This is a genomic window from Klebsiella spallanzanii (genome assembly GCF_902158555.1).
Classification (GTDB): Bacteria; Pseudomonadota; Gammaproteobacteria; order Enterobacterales; family Enterobacteriaceae; genus Klebsiella; species Klebsiella spallanzanii.
Map to the genome: position 1 here is coordinate 46,219 of NZ_CABGGS010000007.1, position 20,301 is coordinate 66,519.

Below are 20,301 nucleotides of genomic sequence, written 5' to 3' on the forward strand. Positions count from 1 at the left end.
TTTAAATCCTTATACTAAAAACGAACCAGCGCGGAACCCCAGGTGAAACCGCCACCGAAGGCTTCCAGCAGAATAAGCTGACCACGTTGAATACGACCATCGCGAACAGCCTCATCCAGCGCGCAAGGGACTGAAGCAGCCGAAGTATTGCCGTGTCTGTCGAGGGTTACGACGACGTTGTCCATCGACATTCCGAGCTTCTTCGCCGTGGCGCTAATAATACGCAGGTTGGCTTGATGCGGCACCAGCCAGTCCAGCGCGGAGCGCTCGAGGTTATTAGCCGCTAACGTCTCATCAACGATGTGCGCCAGCTCGGTTACAGCCACTTTAAAGACTTCATTACCCGCCATCGTCAGATAGATAGGGTTTTCCGGCTCGACGCGATCGGCATTCGGCAGCGTCAGCAGTTCGCCGTAGCTACCATCCGCATGCAGATGCGTGGAAATGATACCCGGTTCTTCAGAAGCACCCAGCACTACGGCACCCGCGCCGTCACCGAAGATAATGATTGTCCCACGATCGGTCGGATCGCAGGTGCGCGCCAGAACGTCTGCGCCGATCACCAATGCGTAATCAACAGCACCGTTTTTAACATATTGATCGGCAACGCTGAGCGCATAGGTGAAGCCCGCACAGGCCGCAGCGACATCAAAGGCCGGACAGCCTTTAATACCCAACATTGATTGAATCTGGCAAGCAGAGCTAGGGAAGGCATGAGTACCAGAGGTGGTCGCAACAATAATCAGACCAATTTGCTCCGGCTTGACGCCCGCCATATCCAACGCATTCTTCGCGGCTTCAAGGCCCATGGTAGCAACTGTTTCATTCGGTGCGGCGATACGACGCTCACGGATACCAGTACGAGTAACAATCCACTCGTCAGAGGTATCAACCATATTCTCCAGTTCAGCGTTCGTACGCACGTGCTCAGGCAGATAGCTGCCGGTACCTATAATCTTCGTATACATGTACGCTCAGTCACTCTTGGGTAATATACCTGGTTTACTCAAACTGCGAGGCGTCAGTCGTTTCCGGTTACCCGGGCCTGAGACCTGGAGTTTCCGTTTCTGCCGCCCTCAGGCAATTCGAAACCTGCAGGGTATAAAGATTCCAGGCGAGCGGCAATTCGCTGAGGAACCTGCCGCTGCACTGCCTGCACTGCCTGCTCTATCGCGACGCAAAAAGCGCGCTGGTTGGCAGCACCATGACTTTTAATCACGGAACCGCGCAATCCTAACAGACAGGCACCATTATACTGGTCGGGGTTGAGGTGACTGAATCGCCTTGACAGGCTTTTTTGTAACCAACGCTTTAATAAAAGCAGCCACCACGACCGTTTTTTCCCCTCTCCCTGTGATTTCAACAGTGAAAGGAACATTCTGACAACACCTTCCATCGTTTTTAATGTGACGTTGCCCGTGAATCCATCACAAACCAAAACATCCGTTTTGCCCGTCAACAATTCATTGGCTTCCAGATACCCAATATAGTTGAGAGTTGGCAACGTTTTCAAAACCGCCGCCGCATCGCGAATGCTGCTGAGACCTTTCATCTCTTCTTCGCCGATATTCAGTAGCGCAACGCGGGGGTTCTGGATCCCAATAACCTCTTCGGCCAGAACCGCTCCCATTACGGCAAACTGCACCAGCATAGTGCTATCGCAATCCACGTTAGCGCCCAAATCCAGCACCACCGTTTTGCCCTTTAGCTGATGCGGTAACATGGTTACCAGTGCCGGGCGCTCAATCCCTTCGATGGGTTTGAGTAACAGTTTCGCCAACCCCATTAGCGCTCCGGTATTACCCGCGCTGACGCAGGCCTGGGCCCGCCCTTCTTTTACCAACTCCAGCGCAATACGCATCGAGCTACCGCGACTGGCGCGAATAGCCTGTGCGGGTCGTGCATCACTAGCAATAACTGACTGCGCAGGAATGACCTGCAGACGAGAACGTTGTTCAAAATCAGCTTTGGCAAGTAATGGCGCGATAGCGTCGGGATCGCCGACTAAAAGAAGTGTGAGTTGTGAATTAGAGTTCAGTGCCTGCAATGCTGCAGGCACTGTCACGGAAGGGCCGAAATCCCCTCCCATGACATCTAACGCCAGGGTTAGACGTGTCAAGATATCGTCGCTGCTCGGTTCGGCTATTCCCCAGTTACCTGGGGAGATCCTCACTAAGCTTCATCACGCTTTTACTCTTTGTCTTTCGCGCTACAAGTGCGTTGACTGCGCTCGTTCACACCAGCCGCATAGTTATCTATGTTTCTGGCGATGCTCTCGCTTGCGTCTCCCTGCAACGCGAAATCCACGGAGTAATGCGTGATTACTTAGCGATTACCTTGCGACCGCGGTAGAAACCGTCGGCAGTGATGTGGTGACGCAGGTGTTTTTCACCAGAAGTTTTGTCTACAGACAGGCTGGTGACTGCGGTCAGAGCGTCATGGGAACGACGCATGCCACGTTTGGAACGGGTTGGTTTATTCTGTTGTACGGCCATGGACCTTACTCCTCAATTACTTATGCTTTAAGCTGGCTAATACGGCAAATGGGTTTGGTTTTTGTACCTCTTCAGGCAGTTCACCAAAGACCATGTCCGCGTCGGACACTTCACAGTGTTCAGAATCATGCACCGGAACGACTGGCAAGGAGAGGATGATTTCATCTTCAACCAACGCCAGCAGATCGATTTCACCGAAGTCGTTAACCTCAATCGGCTCATACGCTTCCGGCAGTGCTTCGGCCTGTTCGTCATTTCTGACCGGGCTGAAACAATACGTTGTGTGAACATGATGGGGGAACGGTTTCCCGCAACGCTGACATTCGAGGGTTACCGACACCGTTGCATCGCCGGTTAAAACGGCAAGGCGCTGGTTATCGATAGCGAACGACATGCTGCATTCCACATCGCTGTCCACGCTGACAACAGAATCAGCGACGCGCACAGCCTGATCACGGGTATAGATACCTTGGTAATCTAAGCGTTTTTGAGCCGTGCGAACCGGATCGAGAGTCAGGGGTAATTTTACCTTTTGCATAGGGCGCGCATATTAACTTTGTAACGTCATAGAGTCAAAGAAAAAGGCAGCCTCAGGTTGCCTTTTGCCATTTATTCGCACACATTGCGGCGCATAGTTTAAAATGATGCTCTGCGAAGCGCTATATGTGGATGAAAAAATATGTCTGAACTGATCCTCGCGTCAACCTCGCCGTGGCGGCGAATGCTGCTGGAAAAGCTGTCTGTGCCTTTTGAATGCGCAGCACCGGACGTTGATGAAGCTCCGCATCCCGGAGAATCGGCGCGTCAGCTGGTGATGCGTCTGGCGCAGGCAAAGGCGCAGGCCCTTGCCGCACGCTATCCGCAACACCTTATTATAGGCTCTGACCAGGTTTGCGTCCTGGATGGCGAAATTACCGGCAAGCCACACACGGAAGAAAACGCCCATCGCCAGTTGAGAAAAGCCAGCGGCACCATCGTCACCTTCTATACGGGCCTTGCGCTATACAATTCCGCTAACGGTCACTTACAAACCGAATGCGAACCGTTTGATGTTCATTTCCGTCATTTGAGCGACCAGGAAATTGACAGCTATATCCGCAAAGAGAACCCGTTAAAATGCGCCGGAAGCTTCAAAAGCGAGGGCTTAGGTATCACGCTTTTCGAACGCCTCGAAGGGCGAGACCCCAACTCGCTGATCGGCCTGCCGCTCATTGCCTTATGTCAAATGCTCCGTCGGGAAGGGTTTAACCCACTGCTCACCTAGACAGGCAGAAAATGGGATCGGCGTTTCAATATTCACCCCGATCCCCTAACGAACACTCTTTAAGCCAGAGCCATCAGGCTGGTAAAGAGCATGTTTCCGCCGACGAATAGCAGCACACAGTAAACGATACGCAGGAACGTCTCTTTGTTAATGCGCTGCAGGAAGGCCATCCCCAGGAAGAAGCCGATCGCCGCCATAGGGAAACCGATAGTCAGAGCACCGCCGAGATGCTCCGTCCACGCGCCATTACGATACTGGTTAAAGGCGTTCCAGGTATTAAACACTACCCATACCATGTTCATAGTATTACGGAACTTTTCTTTTTCCTTAACGGTTTCGATGGTGTAAACGGTAATCAGCGGGCCGCCGATAGTAAAAGCACCGTGCACAACACCGCCTAAAATAAGGCAGCCATAGCGAAAACATTTTTTCGCTGTCGTATCAGGAGCATTAGCCACTTCAACTTTTTTAAAGATCAACGGATTGACGATATGCTTGTAAATATTCATTACAGCAATGACCGTCACCATTGCGCCAATACAGATTTTCGCCACATTGGGGCTAATGGTATAAAAAAGATAGTTGCCCACCAGTATGCCCGGAACGCACAGAGCGACTATTTTACCTAAATCTTTCCAGGAAACATCTCGCCAGGTTCTGACCGCCAGAAAATACAAGAAAGGTAATGTAATCAACGTTCCATAGGGCACCCCTACCGACGTTCCCAATAAGCCATTCGTGACCGATGCTGCTATAACGGTACAACCAAACCCTGTACATCCCTGAACAAAAAACCCGACAATTTGCATCAGGCCGACAAGTATAAAATCAGTATTGAAACTCATAATATCCGCCCTGGATATAAAGTATTCGCATGATCTCTGGTTCTTGTTACCGAACCAGAGAAGCCAGGCTGCGGGCAGTCGCGTTTTTACGACACCGGAGGCAAAACAACATGCTTCTGATGTCGCAAAGTTAACGGCTATCCCGCAGAATGCGCGTTGGTTATTATCAGAAATGAAGTTCAGTGCGCTGAATCAAATCTTTCTGTAAAGGCTTACCAAGCTCGACGAAATAGGCGCTATATCCAGCTACGCGAACCAGCATGTCTTTATAATCCTCCGGCTTTTTCTGGGCCGCCCTCATCGTCGCTGAGCTCATAATGTTGAACTGAACGTGCATTGCCTGCTTCGCGATGTACTCATCAATAAAGCTCACCAGATTGTCGCGCCCTTCGACTCCAGCCACGGCTTCCTGTGGAAACCTGAGGTTCATCAACGTACCGTTAGTCGCGAGACTATGGTCGACTTTAGTTAATGAATTCACCAGCGCAGTCGGCCCGCAGATATCATGGGAACCGCCGTCAGTGTGAACTGGCCCCATATTATCGGAGATAGGTTCGAATTTTTTACGTCCATCGATGGAAGCATTAGTATTCAGGCCCATGCCAACGTTAGCGTTGACCGAGTAAACCCCAGGGCTAAATTCACCACCGCGAGGCGTTTTTCTGCCGCTGATATGGCGGCAATAGCATTCAAACATGAATTTGAACAGGTTGTCCGCATAGTCGTCGTCATTACCGTAGTGGCGCACTTTAGAACTATTGACCAACGCATACAGTTTTTCGTGACCAACCCAGTTATCCTTAACCGCCTGCAGCAGTTGAGCACCGGTATAGCGCTTCTCATCAAACACCAGTTGCTTGATGGTTGCCAGGCTGTCGGCACAGGTCGCCATACCGGCCGCCTGCGGAGCAATACCGTTGTACTTGGCGCCTCCTTCGGTCAAATCCTTACCTGAAATCATGCAGTCTTCATAAAAGGCGGAGACATAAGGAACCGGCTTAAGCTCGCGGTGCGCATTGTCGATAATATTCAGACTGCTGCACATTTGGTCCGTCCAGTACTCGAACTGTTTATCTACGCTTGCCAAAACGTCTTCAAAGCTCTCATAAGTATCCAGGCTGCCGGTATCCGGCCCAAGTTGTTCTCCAGTGCTGAGGCTGCGGCCGCCGTTGACGACCATTTCCATCATTTTCGGCGTATTCACATAAGCCGCGTCATGCCAGCCGTACTCTTTACCCGCAAGGTCCAGCTCAACGCAGCCAACAACACAGTAATCTCTTGCCTCTTCAAGGGTCATCCCTTTGCGAAGCATTCCCTTAATAGAAGGCGCATCATTAAAAAGTTTCGGATGCCCGTAACCGGCGCGAATGCACTCAACGGTCTTTATTTTTAATTCATAAGGCGTATTTTCATGCATACGCACGCACACCCATGGGTTCATCATTCGCGTATGAGCGGAGCCTTCAAGCATCAGCATCGTCAGGTCGTTGGTTGCATCATTACCATCGCGGTCTACGCCGCCCAGAGTCAGGCTTTCACCACCAAATCCACGACCATTGCGCACAGCGACGGTACCTTTATCTTTAAGCTTGGTGGGGTTATTCATCTTCACGTACTGAACTTCGATTAATTCGAGCGCAAATTCTTTAGTTATCGTTTTATTCTTCATGTCCGCCGCGAACCAGGGATATAGCCACTGATCCATACGGCCATAAGAGATAGAGTGGCCATTACTTTCGATTTGAATCAGCGTTGTGGCAAAGTTGAACAACTGTAACGCCTGCCAGAACGTCTGCGGTACGCCGCCGGCAATCTGCTGGCAGTTTGACGCCATCATTTCAAGCTCTTGCTTTCTCTGCGGGTTCTCTTCTTTCTGTGCATACTCCTTAGCCAAAACGGCATAGCGAGCGATATATTTTTTCGCGGCTTCAAGTTCGATGATCATTGCGGTATAAAAATCGCGCTTATCACCGTAATCCGGGTCACGCTTACTCAACTTTTCCAGTCCGGCCTTTGCATTTTCAATCAGACCGTTATACCCCACGGCCATCAGGCGGGCGTAATCTATCGCCAGATGCCCTGCCCCAGCATAGTGGTACAAATTGGTCTGAAATATTTTTTCGCCGACTTCAGAACCTTTAGTTTGATCTTTTTCAAGCCGAATATTGATCAAATCATCAACCGTTTTACCTTCCCAGTAGCGGCAAAGTTCGACGATCTCTTTACGCTCTTCCTCATTGCGGATATAGAACTGATCGTTTGCACGCTCTTCGAAAGGAGAATGCAGGATTTCATTGATAATCCAGCTAACTGAAAACTCCGGATATATCGGTGATGCTTTTGCCGGCGCGGCTATTTCACCAAGAATAAGATCTTCGTCATAAATGTATAATTTTGTATTGAGAAGAATATTTTCAAACGCCCTTGCACACTTCAACTTACGTGGAGCATTTTCATATTTTTTATACGCTTCAGTCACTAGTCTTAATCTTTCAACATCAATATCATAAGGCCTGTCAAGAAACGTCTGACGCAGTCGGTTTACACGCGGATATGGCGACCAGTCTTCATGGTGAACTTGATAACCAAGGCTGTAGGTTTTATCAAAAGGCTGAGTTCCGGATGCAGTCGTATGATTTACTTTCATAGAAGTAATCCTATTTAAGATTGAAATAAATATTGACTATTTTTCTTTCGTCCCCACCACGCAATGAATGCCGCGTTGGTTAAAATATTCGGCAAGCGTCTGTATATGTTTTTGAAACGACCTGCGGTTAACCTTCACATTTTGCATTTTATAAGAAAGGCCTAGCGAGGCGTATTTTTCTTCACCAAGACGCATAAAACTTAAAAGCTGTAACGTACGAATTTTCCCATTCAACTCATCAAGAATGAAATCAGCGGTAGCTTTTATATTCACCATGTCATCGTTTACATTTGGGATAACCGGAATACGCAAAATGATCTCACGCTTTTCATCCGCTAGTTTCTTTAAATTCTTCAGAACCTTATCATTGGATACTTTTGTATATTTTTTATGAATTTCAGGATCCATATGTTTAATATCTGAAATAATAATGTCGGTATAGGGAAGAACGTTTTGAACCTTTTTCCATGGTACATATAATGATGATTCAAGACACGTTTGAATTCCCTCATGTCTACAGGCCTGAAATAACTTCGCAACAAACTCACTCTGCAGTAAAGGCTCGCCGCCGGAAACGGTAACCCCGCCACCAGATCGTTCATAATAGCCTTTATCTTTGCGGATCTCTTCCATGCACTCTTCTACCGACATGGATTTACCCCATAGCTTAATGGCATCAGAAGGACAAGCATCGTGGCAAGCAAGGCAATTTGTGCAATCGTGGCGCTCTATTGAAGTCAGTTTGCCACGCGTAAACTTCAACACATTGTCCTGCGGACAGTTCTCTTCACAGGCCCCACACTTTTTATGTGAAATACATTTTGTTTTATAGACTCCAACCTGTACATACGGCATAAAACTTTCTGGGTTGCTGCACCATTCGCAGCGTAATGGACATCCTTTAAAAAATAACTCTGTGCGTAATCCTGGCCCATCATGAATAGTAAAACGCTGGATGTTGAAAATAATCCCTACTGGTGGTGATTGATTCATTCCGCATTCCTCAGCGTTCATCTTAAAATGAAAAATGCACATAACACATAGTTTACATGCATTGTTACTTTAATTTTCAATACCCTATATATGTAGGGTATCCAATATGAACGCTATTAAAAAGCGGCCGTACTTACTATTTTATATAGGGAGTCCTCCCTATTTTTAATGTTAGCGTTGGCTATTTATCCTCAAACCATTTGTACAATTGAAAACGACTATTAACACCGCATTTGATGTATATGTTTTGTATATGTTTCTTAACAGTATGGTAACTGATGACTAATTCATCAGCAATCGCCTGATAGGTTAATCCGTTATACATCAGACCGGCAACTTTCTGTTCTGCCTGGGTCAAGGGGAGTTTCACGCCAGAATAATCGCTAACCTTCCGGTCTTCTTTCTGCGAAATGGTGATCCAATGATAAGTATCAATAATTCCATTCGAATAGTTTTGGTCATAGGTATAAATTTTAAATATATAGTCTTTGATCACCCGGGTCTGAACGCGATTCGTCGCCGTGCCCTCATTTTCATTGCCCAGTAAAAAAGGCAGCCAGTTGCACGGATTGGTACTACTAATTTCGTCTGCGATCGATGGGCCAAGAATATCCTTTAAATATTCCTGTGCCATTTCATTAGAACTCATGATGTGCATAAAATCATCGGTAATCAGATAAGCTTTCTCACCGGAGGAGATAATTTCATTCTGAATATTTGAGACAATTTTGGCTTGTTCATGTTTTTTAAAATTTTTATAAGAATTAGCGACGTAGACATATATTTTATTTAACATAGTGATTTCGGAATCAGTAAAATCTCCTTCTGAACAATTTTTAAAAAAAGCAACCTGGATGTAGGCGTTAATACCAAAGGCCATTGTCACACCATAGTGCTGTTGAAAATTTTCCTCAAGAAAACGGACATAGCCAGAGTGTTCATAATCGATAGAATTAATAATATCTGTAGATTTATACAGCCGGGGTATAACATTAAAATAGGTGAGCTGATCGGCTACGGCTTCCTGATGAATCACATGTCTGACAACATCATTGGCGATAAATTTGCGGTAAGGGTGTTCTTTACTATCAAGATAGATACCATCCCAGTTCACCCAAGAAAGGAACTTCCCGTGAGTATCAAAATACGAAATCAATATTTTTTTGAAACCAAAATTGCGTTCAATTGAATCCAGTAAAACACTGCTAAAAAATTCCCTCGCGGATATTTGTTGCTCTGCCATTTCCGAAAAAAAATTTAACTGACCAACACTGTCATAGTTCATGGTCACTCTCCATTACTTTTATAAATCCGGGCCATTGCTTTGGCTTATAGCATCGGTTTTAGCAAAATATGGTTACCCCTGCAATTTATTTCTATGAGAAAAAGCTGAACATTGAGCACGGATCACAATGACTCAGCTTTCCTCACAAACTGGAGAATTTAATTTAAAAATATTTTAAACTTTTAGAAACCTGTTATAGCGCCAGTTCATACAGTTTAATAATATCATTTAGCGTCGACTGTCGAGGATTAACCAAAATATTACCACTCTTCATCGCATCTTTCGCCATCTCAGGGATCATCTCAGCTTTAACGCCAACCGCAGAAAGTGAATCTGGAATACCGCAATCCATGTTCAATTTTTTAATTTCATCAATTAACATTTGCGGCTTAAATCCGCGTAACACACCATTTCCTTCACGGATATAGTTATAAATGACTTCATAACGCCCAGTATCGGCAAGAGCATTATATTCAATAATTGTCGGCAGGAGGATCGCATTAGCAACACCATGCGGTACATGGAAAAAAGCGCTTACCGGATGGCTCATTGCATGTACATTTCCTAACCTTGCCCAGGCAAATGCGATACCCGCAAAATTACTGCCCAGCATCATATCACATGCCGCAGCCTCATCTTTTCTGTTAGCAATAAAACGCCGCAGGCTACCACCGATCAACTCCATCGCTTTTTCTGCCATCGCATCAGAAAAAGGTGAGGCGCTGGTTGAAAGATAAGCTTCTAAAGCGTGAATAAGCGCGTCAATACCGCACGCCGCGGCAATATGCGCAGGCGCTGTCATGATCAGCTCGGGATCCAGAAGTGCGTATTTCGGCAGAATTTCATAACTGATAACCGACAGTTTATAATTTCTACTTTCATCCGTAATAACCGATGATGCCGTGACCTCACTCCCAGTTCCCGCCGTCGTCGGAATGGCAATCATCGGTACAATAGGTCCGGGAACCTTATTGCTTCCTTCATAATCTGTGATGTTTCCACCGTAATTAACAAGAACCCCAACGGCCTTCGCAACATCGATCGAGCTACCGCCACCAAGCGCCACAATACTGGTTGCGCCACATTCCTTATAAACTGCAGTAGCTTCATTGACGATATCAACGGTAGGATTCGGCATCACTCCAAGCCAGGTGGTAAGACTGATTCCCGCTGAGGTAATAATATCCTGAACTTTTTTTACAACGCCAAGACTATCAAGACCACGGTCGGAAACCAAAAGTACATTTTCAGAATGGCTTTCTTTTAGAATTTGCGGCAGTTTTTCCAGACAACCGATACCAAACTCAATGTTTTGCGGTATTTTAAAATTGAAACTTTTCATTACCTTCCCTTTTCTTCTAAACAATTAAAAGACATGAACGTCTATTCATTCCTCAACCATCGAGAATAAATAAGGTGGTTGAGTCTATTTATTTCATAAACTCTGAGAGTTGGCTAAATGCAGGCCAGAGCTTCAGGCAGCCGTAACCTACGATAACAACGAATGTGATGTGGATGATGGCCATGGCGAATCCGCCCTTAAGCATCTTCCGGGCATCAAGACCATAGGCCACCGGAATTGACCGAATACTAATGGGGAGCATAAATTCCGCATTAAAGGCCATAACGGTAATCAACCAGTAGGGAATCGGATTTAAACCAAGCTTAGTCGTAAACCCCAGGACAATCGGTAATACCACCGCGGCAGAAGCGGTAGAGTTCGTTGACTCAGAGACAACGCGCGCCAGTACAGCAAAGACAATAATGGTCAACAACCCACCGTCGAGCGACAATTCAGATATAAGACCCGCAATCCCGGCGCTTGCCCCAGAATCATTGACCAGTTTTCCTAACGCGAGTCCCCCGCCAAAGAGAATCAGCATTCCCCACATCGTCTCTTTTTGTGCCATTTCCCAGGTCAGCATGGGCCCTTTATCAGCGATAGTGAGCACAAAACAGATGCAGCCAAGAATCAGATATAAATGTGCTGGCGCAAGTGCGGGGAAGATTGAGGCATACAGCGGGCGGGCGAAAGCACCAAGCAGGCCCAAAAAGAATAAAACGGCACATATCTTCTCATCGCGCGTCATCGGCCCCAGTGCACGATAGTTTTTATCAAAGTATTCACGCGTTCTATTTAGCGTTTTCACTTTCATCGGGACCAGCAGCATGCAGGCCAGGCTAACGAGGGTAATGATGATATAAAACGGCGCCATGCGCACCAGCCAGTCAACGTACATAAATTCATGACCAATGTGCTCTTCAAGAATTGAAATAGCCGCAAGGTTCATGGCACCGCCCAGAGGACTCCCTACTCCACCAATACCTGCACCCCAGCCAATCGCCAGCAAAATGGGTACGGCAGGTTTACAGGACGGAATATCGTCGTACCCTGACGCAGCCAACATGGCGACAGCAATCGGCGTAAACAACGCGCATACCATAACGTTCGGAAGGATGGTTGAAGCGACAATACTAGCAAGTAACCAGACGGTAATTTGCGACTTCATTGAAGGCCCAATAAGGGAAAGGACCCTTAATGCAACCCGACGATCTAAACCAATCGTCGCCCAAGGGATACAAAGCAGACCTGAACCAAAAATAAGGATGATGCTATCCGACCAGTACTGAGCCGTAATCCCCCCCATTGGTACAAGATTAAAAAGCGCATTGATTATAATCGGCAGAAGACTGGTTACAGCGATATGAACCGGGCGAGTCACCCACCAGAATATCATCCACAGCAAAGTGCCAATCGCCTGTGCGCCTGGGGTTGTCAGGCTATGCGCAAACAGCAAGATGGCAAGAATGAAAATGGCGGGGCCGCTCAAAAGACATAGCAATCGTCGAGAGTTATTCATCGCATATTCCCTGTGCATAATTCATCACATACCCCGGCATTTATTATTTCAGTTATAAGCTAATGGATGCATATTTGTTAAAAACGTAATTTTATTGATGCGAATATTTTCAATAACGTATCAAAATACATATTTCATCTATTTCAACAAATTGTGATGAAGGTAGCAAAAACGATTCAGTTATTTTCTAAAAAAAAAGCCAGGTACATCGCCTCATCATGATTTCATCTGAATCATTAGTCTGCATATCTCCCCACCCCGACACTTTAAAACAAATTATCCCTTATATATCAAAACCATAACAAAATAAATAGCGCAAAAAAAGCGGCTAAACTTACTATTTCCTGTAGGGAGAACTCCCTATTTTTCAATGAATATGCGCTATGTCTCTTATTGAGTACAGAACGATAAGTAAGGACGTTTCCCCTCGAGTATTTATGATAGAAAACGGAAATTTAAACCTCTTTGTTGGTGATTGTTTATATATTAAAGAAATATTTGTTACGCAAAACGTATAGCGGCGATCAGGATAAGCTATTCCCGGCGAGTGCCGCCAACCATGCCTTCGCAAAGGTTCACAAGGTATGGGCGTCACAAAATGTGCAGGATAGGCTGGAAACGAAAACGTGGCCGAAATCTGGCCACGTCTTTTATAAAGAACAGCAGGATGAGGTCATCCCCTGGCTTGATAAGTGGCTCAAGTCCTGAGCCTGATGCGGGTTATTTAGCGTTACGCAAGACCTGCAGGCAACGCTTAAGCTGATTATCTAAAGGCGCTTCAACACGCATGACTTCCCCGGTCCCCGGGTGAGTAAACTTCAGCGCCGCGGCATGCAGAAACAGGCGGCTAAGACCGGTTCCTGCCAGCTGTTTATCAAATTCACGGTCACCGTAGCGATCGTCAAAAGCGATGGGGTGACCAGCATACTGCGTATGCACACGGATCTGGTGTGTACGACCGGTTACCGGACTGCAGCGCACAAGAGTCGCATGGGTATAACGCTCTTCGACCTTAAAACGTGTCTCAGAAGGTTTCCCCTCCTGGTTGACCCGCACGATTCGCTCGCCGCTTTGCAGAATATTTTTCAGCAGAGGAGCCTGCACCACTTTCGTGTGCGACTGCCATTGTCCGCGCACCAGGGCCAGATAATCTTTCTGCATTCCCTTATCGCGCAGTTGCTCATGCAGCGAACGCAGCGCTGAGCGCTTTTTCGCAACCAGCAAAACGCCAGACGTATCACGATCGAGACGATGAACCAATTCCAGGAAGCGCGCTTCCGGGCGCAGCGCGCGCAGACCTTCTATCACGCCAAAGCTTAGCCCGCTGCCGCCGTGAACTGCCGTGCCTGAAGGCTTGTTAAGCACCAGAATATGATCGTCTTCATAGAGAATCACATCAGCCAGCGCAGCCACTTTTTGCAGATGTGGGGATACCGCCTCTTCTTCCTTCTCTGACACCCGCACAGGCGGGATGCGCACTTCATCACCGGCTTCCAGCTTATACTCAGGCTTCACACGCTTTTTGTTCACCCGCACCTCGCCTTTACGCAAGATGCGATAAATCATGCTCTTCGGTACGCCTTTTAGCTGCGTACGCAAAAAGTTGTCGATACGTTGCCCTGCGTCATCATCAGCAATGGCAACCATTTTTACGCTTGGGATCTCAGTTTTCATGGTGCGCGATTCTAAATAGCCCGACGCATTAGCGCCACTCATTTTTATATGCTTATATTTATCATCATCCGGTTTTCATCGCATGTTTCATCGTCGTTTTGTTTGTTATTAGAACAATCTGTATACGCGGGTGAAAAAACTGTGAGTAACCGGGTGATAAAAGGTGAAAGTCAACTTGCTATAACAAGCTTAGCAATGGAATAATGATGCCGTTTTCCGTGCTGAACCTTGTTAGAACAAGAAATTAGCGGAATGACCAATTTTGTCTGACCGATCATCCACGCAGCAATGGCGTAAGACGTATTGATCTTTCAGACAGTTAGCGGGCTGCGGGTTGCAGTCCTTACCGGTACAGGCTCTATGGATTTCACGTCGCAGGAAGGCGTTCACACGGGGATTTCCCGGCGCTCATCTAGATCAAATGATTAAGATGAGCAGGTTAAGCCGCCACGCCTGCTGCGTGAAAAACGATGGGTATAAATGGAATCTTCTCTGGTGATACATCCCAGGCAGTTCCCCTGATAATTGCGCTGTGTTTCCGTTTGAAATACAGGCGACCGACACTCTGCGCCTCTTAAGCGCGCGACAACCGTGAGGTTGGCGACGTGAAACAGACACGAGGCCATCGGTTTCCCCCGGTAAGGCGTTACTCTGCCCGTAGCTTAGTCGTCAATGTAAGAATAATGAGTAAGTTACGATGAAAAGAATGTTAATCAACGCAACTCAGCAGGAAGAGTTGCGCGTCGCCCTTGTTGATGGGCAGCGCCTGTACGACCTGGATATCGAAAGCCCCGGGCACGAACAGAAAAAAGCGAACATCTACAAAGGCAAAATCACTCGTATTGAACCTAGCCTCGAAGCCGCATTTGTTGATTATGGTGCCGAGCGTCATGGTTTCCTCCCCCTTAAAGAAATTGCCCGCGAATACTTCCCTGCCAACTACAACGCCCATGGTCGTCCAAACATCAAGGACGTACTGCGCGAGGGGCAGGAAGTTATTGTCCAGATTGATAAAGAAGAACGTGGCAACAAAGGCGCCGCGCTCACGACCTTTATCAGCCTGGCGGGCAGCTATCTGGTACTGATGCCAAACAACCCGCGTGCTGGCGGTATTTCACGCCGCATTGAGGGTGACGATCGTACGGAACTGAAAGAAGCGCTGGCCAGCCTTGAGCTGCCGGACGGCATGGGGCTTATCGTGCGCACCGCAGGCGTCGGCAAATCAGCCGAAGCGCTGCAGTGGGACTTAAGTTTCCGCCTGAAGCACTGGGAAGCTATCCAGAAAGCCGCTGAAAGCCGCCCTGCCCCGTTCCTGATCCATCAGGAAAGCAACGTCATTGTGCGCGCCTTCCGCGACTATCTGCGTCAGGATATCGGTGAAATTCTCATCGACAACCCGAAAGTGCTCGAGCTGGCTCGCCAGCATATCGCGGCGCTCGGTCGTCCAGACTTCAGCAGTAAAATTAAGCTGTACACCGGAGAAATCCCGCTGTTCAGCCATTATCAAATCGAGTCGCAGATTGAGTCCGCTTTCCAGCGTGAAGTTCGTCTGCCTTCCGGCGGCTCTATCGTTATCGATAGCACCGAAGCGCTGACCGCTATCGACATCAACTCCGCTCGCGCAACCCGCGGCGGCGACATTGAAGAAACGGCGTTCAACACCAACCTGGAAGCGGCTGATGAAATCGCACGCCAGCTGCGTCTACGCGACCTTGGCGGCCTGATTGTTATCGACTTCATTGATATGACGCCGGTACGTCACCAGCGCGCGGTAGAAAACCGCCTGCGCGAAGCCGTACGTCAGGACAGAGCGCGTATCCAGATTAGCCACATTTCGCGCTTTGGCCTGCTGGAGATGTCCCGTCAGCGTCTGAGCCCGTCGCTTGGCGAGTCCAGCCATCACGTCTGCCCGCGCTGTAGCGGTACGGGTACCGTTCGCGATAACGAATCTCTGTCGCTCTCTATTCTGCGTTTGATCGAAGAAGAAGCGCTGAAAGAGAACACCAAAGAAGTTCACGCTATCGTGCCGGTACCGATTGCCTCTTACCTGCTGAACGAAAAACGCGCGGCAGTAAGCGCAATTGAAACCCGCCAGACCGATGTACGCGTCATCATCGTGCCTAACGATCAGATGGAAACGCCGCACTACTCCGTACTGCGTGTACGTAAAGGTGAAGAGACCTCAACCCTGAGCTATCTGCTGCCGAAACTGCACGAAGAAGAGATGGCGATGCCTTCTGATGAAGAGCCACCCGAGCGTAAACTGCCTGAGCAACCGGCTCTGGCTGCTTTTGTTATGCCGGATGCTCCACCGGCGCCATCTCAGGAAGAGCCAGCCAAACCAACGGCTACCGTTAGCACTCCAGCCTCATCGGCACCTAAAGCGGCAGCTCCGGCTCAGCCAGGCCTGGTTTCCCGCTTCTTTAGCGCATTGAAAAATATGTTCTCCGGCGCGGAAGAAAGCAAACCCGCAGAAGTTCAGGTCGAGAAAAAAGCTGAGGAGAAATCCGAGCGTCCGCAGGATCGTCGCAAACCGCGTTCGAACAACCGCCGCGATCGCAACGACCGTCGTGATAACCGCGATAATCGTACCGAGAATGGCGAAGGTCGGGAATCACGTGAGTCTCGCGAAGAAAACCGCCGTAACCGCCGCGAGAAGCAGCAGAACGTCGAACCGCGCGAAGCTCGCCAGACAACGCCTGAAGATAGCGATAAAGGTAAAGCCCGCGACGAACAGCAGCCGCGCCGTGAACGTAACCGTCGTCGTAACGATGATAAACGTCAGGTTCAGCAAGAAGCAAAAGCGCAAACCCGCGAAGAGCCGATAGTACAGGATGCCGAGCAGGAAGAGCGCGTGCAAACCATGCCGCGTCGTAAGCCGCGTCAGCTGGCCCAGAAGATTCGTATTGAATCCGCTGCCGCTGAGCAGGCCGTCGAGCCGGTAGTTGCAGAACAGGTAGCTGAAGCCGTCGTTGTCCAGCAAGAAGCTGTTGCACCACGTACCGAACTGGCGAAAGTCGATCTGCCAGCAGTTGTAGAGACCGCTGCGGAACACGACGACAATGGTGAGGCACGTGAGTCTAACGGTATGCCGCGTCGTTCGCGCCGTTCACCTCGTCACCTGCGCGTAAGCGGCCAGCGCCGCCGTCGTTACCGTGATGAGCGTTACCCGACGCAATCCCCAATGCCGCTGGCTGTAGCCTGCGCATCACCGGAAATGGCTTCTGGTAAAGTGTGGATCCGTTACCCGGTTGTTCGCCCGCAGGATCAGCAGCAAGAAGAAGCTCAGGTTCAGGAGTTCACCACTCCGGCAGTAGAGCCTGTCGTTGCGGCAGTCGCTGCCGCTGAGCCGGTTGTCGCAGAAGTCATTGCCCCGGCAATCGCAGAGGAAAGTGCTGTAGAGCCAGTGGCAATCGCTGAGCCGCAGGTGGTTATTAGCGAACCAGAGGTTCCAGTTGTCGAAACCACTCATCCGGAAGCTATCGCTACCCCGGTCGATGAACAGCCGCAGCTGATTGCCAAAGCTGATGAAGCCGTCAGCGAAGAGATTGTCACTGAGGCCGTTGAAGTCGTTGCAGAAGAGGCCATCGAACCGGAAGCACCGGTTGCCGCGCCTGAGCCTGTCGCAGTCGAAGAAACAGCTGCAGTTGTTGAAGAAGCGCCTGTCATTACTGCAGAGGTTGCTGAACCAGTGGCAACGTTGGTCCCAGTTGTTGAGACTAAGCCTGAAGTCGTCGCTGCCACCGTTGTTGTGGTCGCTAATCGCCACGCGACGGCCCCGATGACGCGGGCCCCTGCGCCAGCCTACGAGCCGGAAGCGCCTCGTCATAGCGATTGGGTTCGCCCAAGCTTTGACTTTGACGGTAAAGGTTCCGCAGGTGGCCATAGCGCTACGCATAAAGCGACTGCCGGACCTACTCGTCCGCAGCCTGTAGAGTAACGCCTGGAAGACCGGCCCCAGCGGCCGGTCTTTTTTTTATTCCCCTTCCGGCTGCTGCATCCCCGCAACCTGCGGCATCACTTCGCGCATCAGATCAAGAAACTTACGTAACCGCGTCGGATAATAGCGCGCCCACGGATACACAAGATGCACCGGTAGTGGAGAGGCCCGCCACTGCGGGAAAAGTTCGATCAGCCGTCCAGATGCTATATCGTCCGCCACCGCCCAGCTCGAAACTATCGCCGCGCCCAGCCCCGCCAGTGCGGTATTGCGGGCGACATGCACGCTATCCGTACTCAGGCAGGGGGCAATACCAAAGGTGATAATCTGATTATCAACCTGAGACTTCAACATTACTTCATGCTGATAAAACGTGCTGATGGCAACCCAGGGGAGTATCGACATCTCCTGAGGCGCAGTTAAAGTCGGTGAGTTTGCCAACAGTAAGGGAGAAGCCACCACGCTACGCGGAACCTCAGCCAGCAAAACCGAAACCGTGGCCGGATCGACTTCTGCGCCCACGCGAATCGCGCAGTCAATGCCATCGCTCAGGAAATCGACCGTCTTATCGTTCAGCATCCATTCGACCGACAGCTGGGGATAACGTTGCAGAAAATCCACCAGCGGCCCCAGCAACTGCTGCTGACCAAAAGCATGCGGTGCCCGCACTCGTAATACCCCCACGGGCCGGTCATCGGTGATGCTTAAATCGTCCTCCAGCGCCAGCCAGGCGTCGACAACCTGACGAGCATGCTGATAACAGCGTTCACCATCATCCGTCAGCTTCATCGCGTGGGTCGTGCGCAGAATCAGCTTTGCGCCAAGCAGTCCCTCCAGGGACTGGAGCCGCCTGCTAACCGTAGCCTGCGTCGTGTTCATCTGTACAGCCGCGGCGGAAAGAGAACCCGCCTCAACGATACGAATAAACGTACGCATTAGCTCGATACGGTCTATACGCTCCTGCTTCTTCATTTTAATTTTGCCTATACGTTTAGCGTATAACCGTTTTACCACCGGGCTATCTACCGCGCCAGCCTTATAACGGGAAAAATAGCGCCATCGCTTCTACGAGGAACCAACCATGACACCGACTCCACTCACCTCCCGCGCTGCCGGGTGGGTAATTTTCATACTCGCGCTGGGCGCTGGCTTCAGCGTTGCCTCAATTTATTATGCGCAACCGCTGCTACCGCTGATGGGCGCTAATCTACATTTAAGCGTTGAGGGGATGGGACTGGTTCCGACCCTGACTCAGGCGGGCTACGCGCTGGGCATACTTTTTTTGCTCCCGCTTGGCGACCGCCACGATCGCAGAAAGCTCATCCTGATGAAAAGCGCCGCGCTGGCTGTCCTTTTACTGCTCTGTAGCTTCACCGGTCAGTTGACCTCCCTGCTAATTATCAGCCTCCTTATCGGCATGGCGGCAACAATGGCGCAGGATATCGTGCCGGCAGCCGCTATCCTGGCCCCAGCGGGTAAACAAGGGAAAATGGTGGGTACGGTCATGACCGGCCTGCTGCTGGGGATCCTGCTGTCGAGAACCGTCAGCGGGCTGGTCGGCGCAATATTCGGCTGGAGGGTGATGTATCAGGCAGCCGCTGTCAGTATCGCGCTGATTGGGCTGGTGATGTGGCGCGTTCTGCCGCGTTTTGAAATCCACTCAACCCTAAGCTATCCGCAGTTGATGAGGTCTATGGCGCATCTGTGGAAACGCTATCCGGCACTGCGCCGCGCCGCATTTGCTCAGGGCTTCTTGTCAATTGCATTCAGCGCATTCTGGTCAACGCTGGCGGTTATGCTACTGGCGCATTATCAAATGGGCAGCGCGGTAGCCGGGGGCTTTGGCATTGCCGGTGCCGCCGGGGCGCTTGCCGCACCTCTGGCCGGTGGTCTGGCTGATAAATTTGGTGCAGAAAAAGTCACACAAATGGGGGCCGCGCTGGTTACCGTTTCATTCGCCCTGATGTTTTTGCTGCCTGCACTGCCGCCGCATGGTCAGCTGATTTTGATTGCTATCTCGGCTATCGGTTTTGACCTTGGGCTGCAATCCAGCCTCGTCGCTCACCAGAACCTGGTGTATGGTCTGGAGCCTCAGGCGCGCGGTCGCCTTAATGCGCTGCTGTTCACTGGCGTGTTTATTGGGATGTCGCTGGGCTCGGTACTGGGAAGTAAACTGTATGTGATAGCAGGCTGGAGCGGTGTCGTGACTCTGGCTGTCATTTCCGGCGCGATTGCCCTTGGGATCCGCCTGCTGGAAAGCGCTCGGGTCATTTCAGCACAACGGATGGCCCGTTAAA

The 20,301-nt window shown here is 49.7% G+C and carries 15 protein-coding genes and 1 pseudogene; 4 read left to right on the top strand and 12 right to left on the bottom strand.

What is annotated here, in order from left to right; translation table 11 throughout:
• Positions 1-14: 14 nt before the first annotated feature.
• The 4 genes from FN082_RS09335 to yceD all read right to left on the bottom strand — a co-directional run bounded on the left by FN082_RS09335 (position 15) and on the right by yceD (position 3,033).
• Positions 15-968, bottom strand: coding sequence for a beta-ketoacyl-ACP synthase III (locus tag FN082_RS09335; RefSeq protein ID WP_142461381.1), 954 nt, complete (start codon positions 966-968; stop codon positions 15-17).
• A 53-nt stretch (positions 969-1,021) separates the two neighbouring features.
• Positions 1,022-2,119: a phosphate acyltransferase PlsX gene (gene plsX, locus FN082_RS09340; protein ID WP_139537765.1), complete on the bottom strand. Its 1,098-nt coding sequence runs from the start codon at positions 2,117-2,119 to the stop codon at positions 1,022-1,024.
• 202 nt (positions 2,120-2,321) lie between these two features.
• Positions 2,322-2,495, bottom strand: coding sequence for a 50S ribosomal protein L32 (gene rpmF / locus FN082_RS09345; RefSeq protein ID WP_000290724.1), 174 nt, complete (start codon positions 2,493-2,495; stop codon positions 2,322-2,324).
• A gap of 16 nt (positions 2,496-2,511) precedes the next feature.
• Complete coding sequence (yceD, locus tag FN082_RS09350; RefSeq protein ID WP_139537763.1) at positions 2,512-3,033, bottom strand: 23S rRNA accumulation protein YceD; 522 nt, start codon at positions 3,031-3,033, stop codon at positions 2,512-2,514.
• 141 nt (positions 3,034-3,174) lie between these two features.
• Here yceD and FN082_RS09355 point away from each other — a divergent pair, with 141 nt between their 5' ends.
• Positions 3,175-3,759, top strand: coding sequence for a Maf family protein (locus FN082_RS09355; RefSeq protein ID WP_139537762.1), 585 nt, complete (start codon positions 3,175-3,177; stop codon positions 3,757-3,759).
• A 59-nt stretch (positions 3,760-3,818) separates the two neighbouring features.
• Here the strand turns inward: FN082_RS09355 and FN082_RS09360 are convergent, their stop codons facing one another.
• From FN082_RS09360 to FN082_RS09385, 6 genes are all read right to left on the bottom strand, one after another.
• Complete coding sequence (locus FN082_RS09360) at positions 3,819-4,604, bottom strand: sulfite exporter TauE/SafE family protein (protein ID WP_142981481.1); 786 nt, start codon at positions 4,602-4,604, stop codon at positions 3,819-3,821.
• Between the two features lie 166 nt (positions 4,605-4,770).
• Entirely contained in the window at positions 4,771-7,251 is a 2,481-nt protein-coding gene (hpfG, locus tag FN082_RS09365) for a (2S)-3-sulfopropanediol dehydratase (protein WP_139537758.1), read from the bottom strand.
• Between the two features lie 36 nt (positions 7,252-7,287).
• A complete protein-coding gene (hpfH, locus tag FN082_RS09370) occupies positions 7,288-8,244 on the bottom strand; it encodes a (2S)-3-sulfopropanediol dehydratase activating enzyme (protein WP_139537757.1) in 957 nt (318 codons plus the stop codon).
• A 181-nt stretch (positions 8,245-8,425) separates the two neighbouring features.
• Positions 8,426-9,529: a response regulator transcription factor gene (locus tag FN082_RS09375; RefSeq protein ID WP_142464990.1), complete on the bottom strand. Its 1,104-nt coding sequence runs from the start codon at positions 9,527-9,529 to the stop codon at positions 8,426-8,428.
• A 193-nt stretch (positions 9,530-9,722) separates the two neighbouring features.
• Positions 9,723-10,871, bottom strand: a complete 1,149-nt coding sequence (locus FN082_RS09380; protein WP_142464989.1) for an iron-containing alcohol dehydrogenase — start codon at positions 10,869-10,871, stop codon at positions 9,723-9,725.
• A gap of 88 nt (positions 10,872-10,959) precedes the next feature.
• The gene (locus FN082_RS09385; RefSeq protein ID WP_142981482.1) at positions 10,960-12,390 is read right to left on the bottom strand and encodes an SLC13 family permease; all 1,431 of its coding nucleotides are present in this window, start codon (positions 12,388-12,390) and stop codon (positions 10,960-10,962) included.
• Positions 12,391-12,903: 513 nt separating this feature from the next.
• Between FN082_RS09385 and FN082_RS30375 the strand changes: the two are divergent.
• Positions 12,904-13,098, top strand: a pseudogene (locus FN082_RS30375) (hydrolase); the annotation flags it as partial.
• 12 nt (positions 13,099-13,110) lie between these two features.
• Here the strand turns inward: FN082_RS30375 and rluC are convergent.
• A complete protein-coding gene (rluC, locus tag FN082_RS09395; protein ID WP_185932112.1) occupies positions 13,111-14,064 on the bottom strand; it encodes a 23S rRNA pseudouridine(955/2504/2580) synthase RluC in 954 nt (317 codons plus the stop codon).
• Between the two features lie 697 nt (positions 14,065-14,761).
• On the opposite strand from rluC, the gene rne reads away from it, so the two are divergent.
• Positions 14,762-18,004: a ribonuclease E gene (rne, locus tag FN082_RS09400; protein WP_139537747.1), complete on the top strand. Its 3,243-nt coding sequence runs from the start codon at positions 14,762-14,764 to the stop codon at positions 18,002-18,004.
• Positions 18,005-18,040: 36 nt separating this feature from the next.
• Here rne and FN082_RS09405 read toward each other — a convergent pair whose 3' ends face one another.
• Positions 18,041-18,976, bottom strand: coding sequence for a LysR family transcriptional regulator (locus FN082_RS09405; RefSeq protein WP_139537745.1), 936 nt, complete (start codon positions 18,974-18,976; stop codon positions 18,041-18,043).
• A 109-nt stretch (positions 18,977-19,085) separates the two neighbouring features.
• Between FN082_RS09405 and FN082_RS09410 the strand changes: the two genes are divergently transcribed.
• Complete coding sequence (locus tag FN082_RS09410; protein WP_139537743.1) at positions 19,086-20,300, top strand: MFS transporter; 1,215 nt, start codon at positions 19,086-19,088, stop codon at positions 20,298-20,300.
• Position 20,301 lies beyond the last annotated feature (1 nt).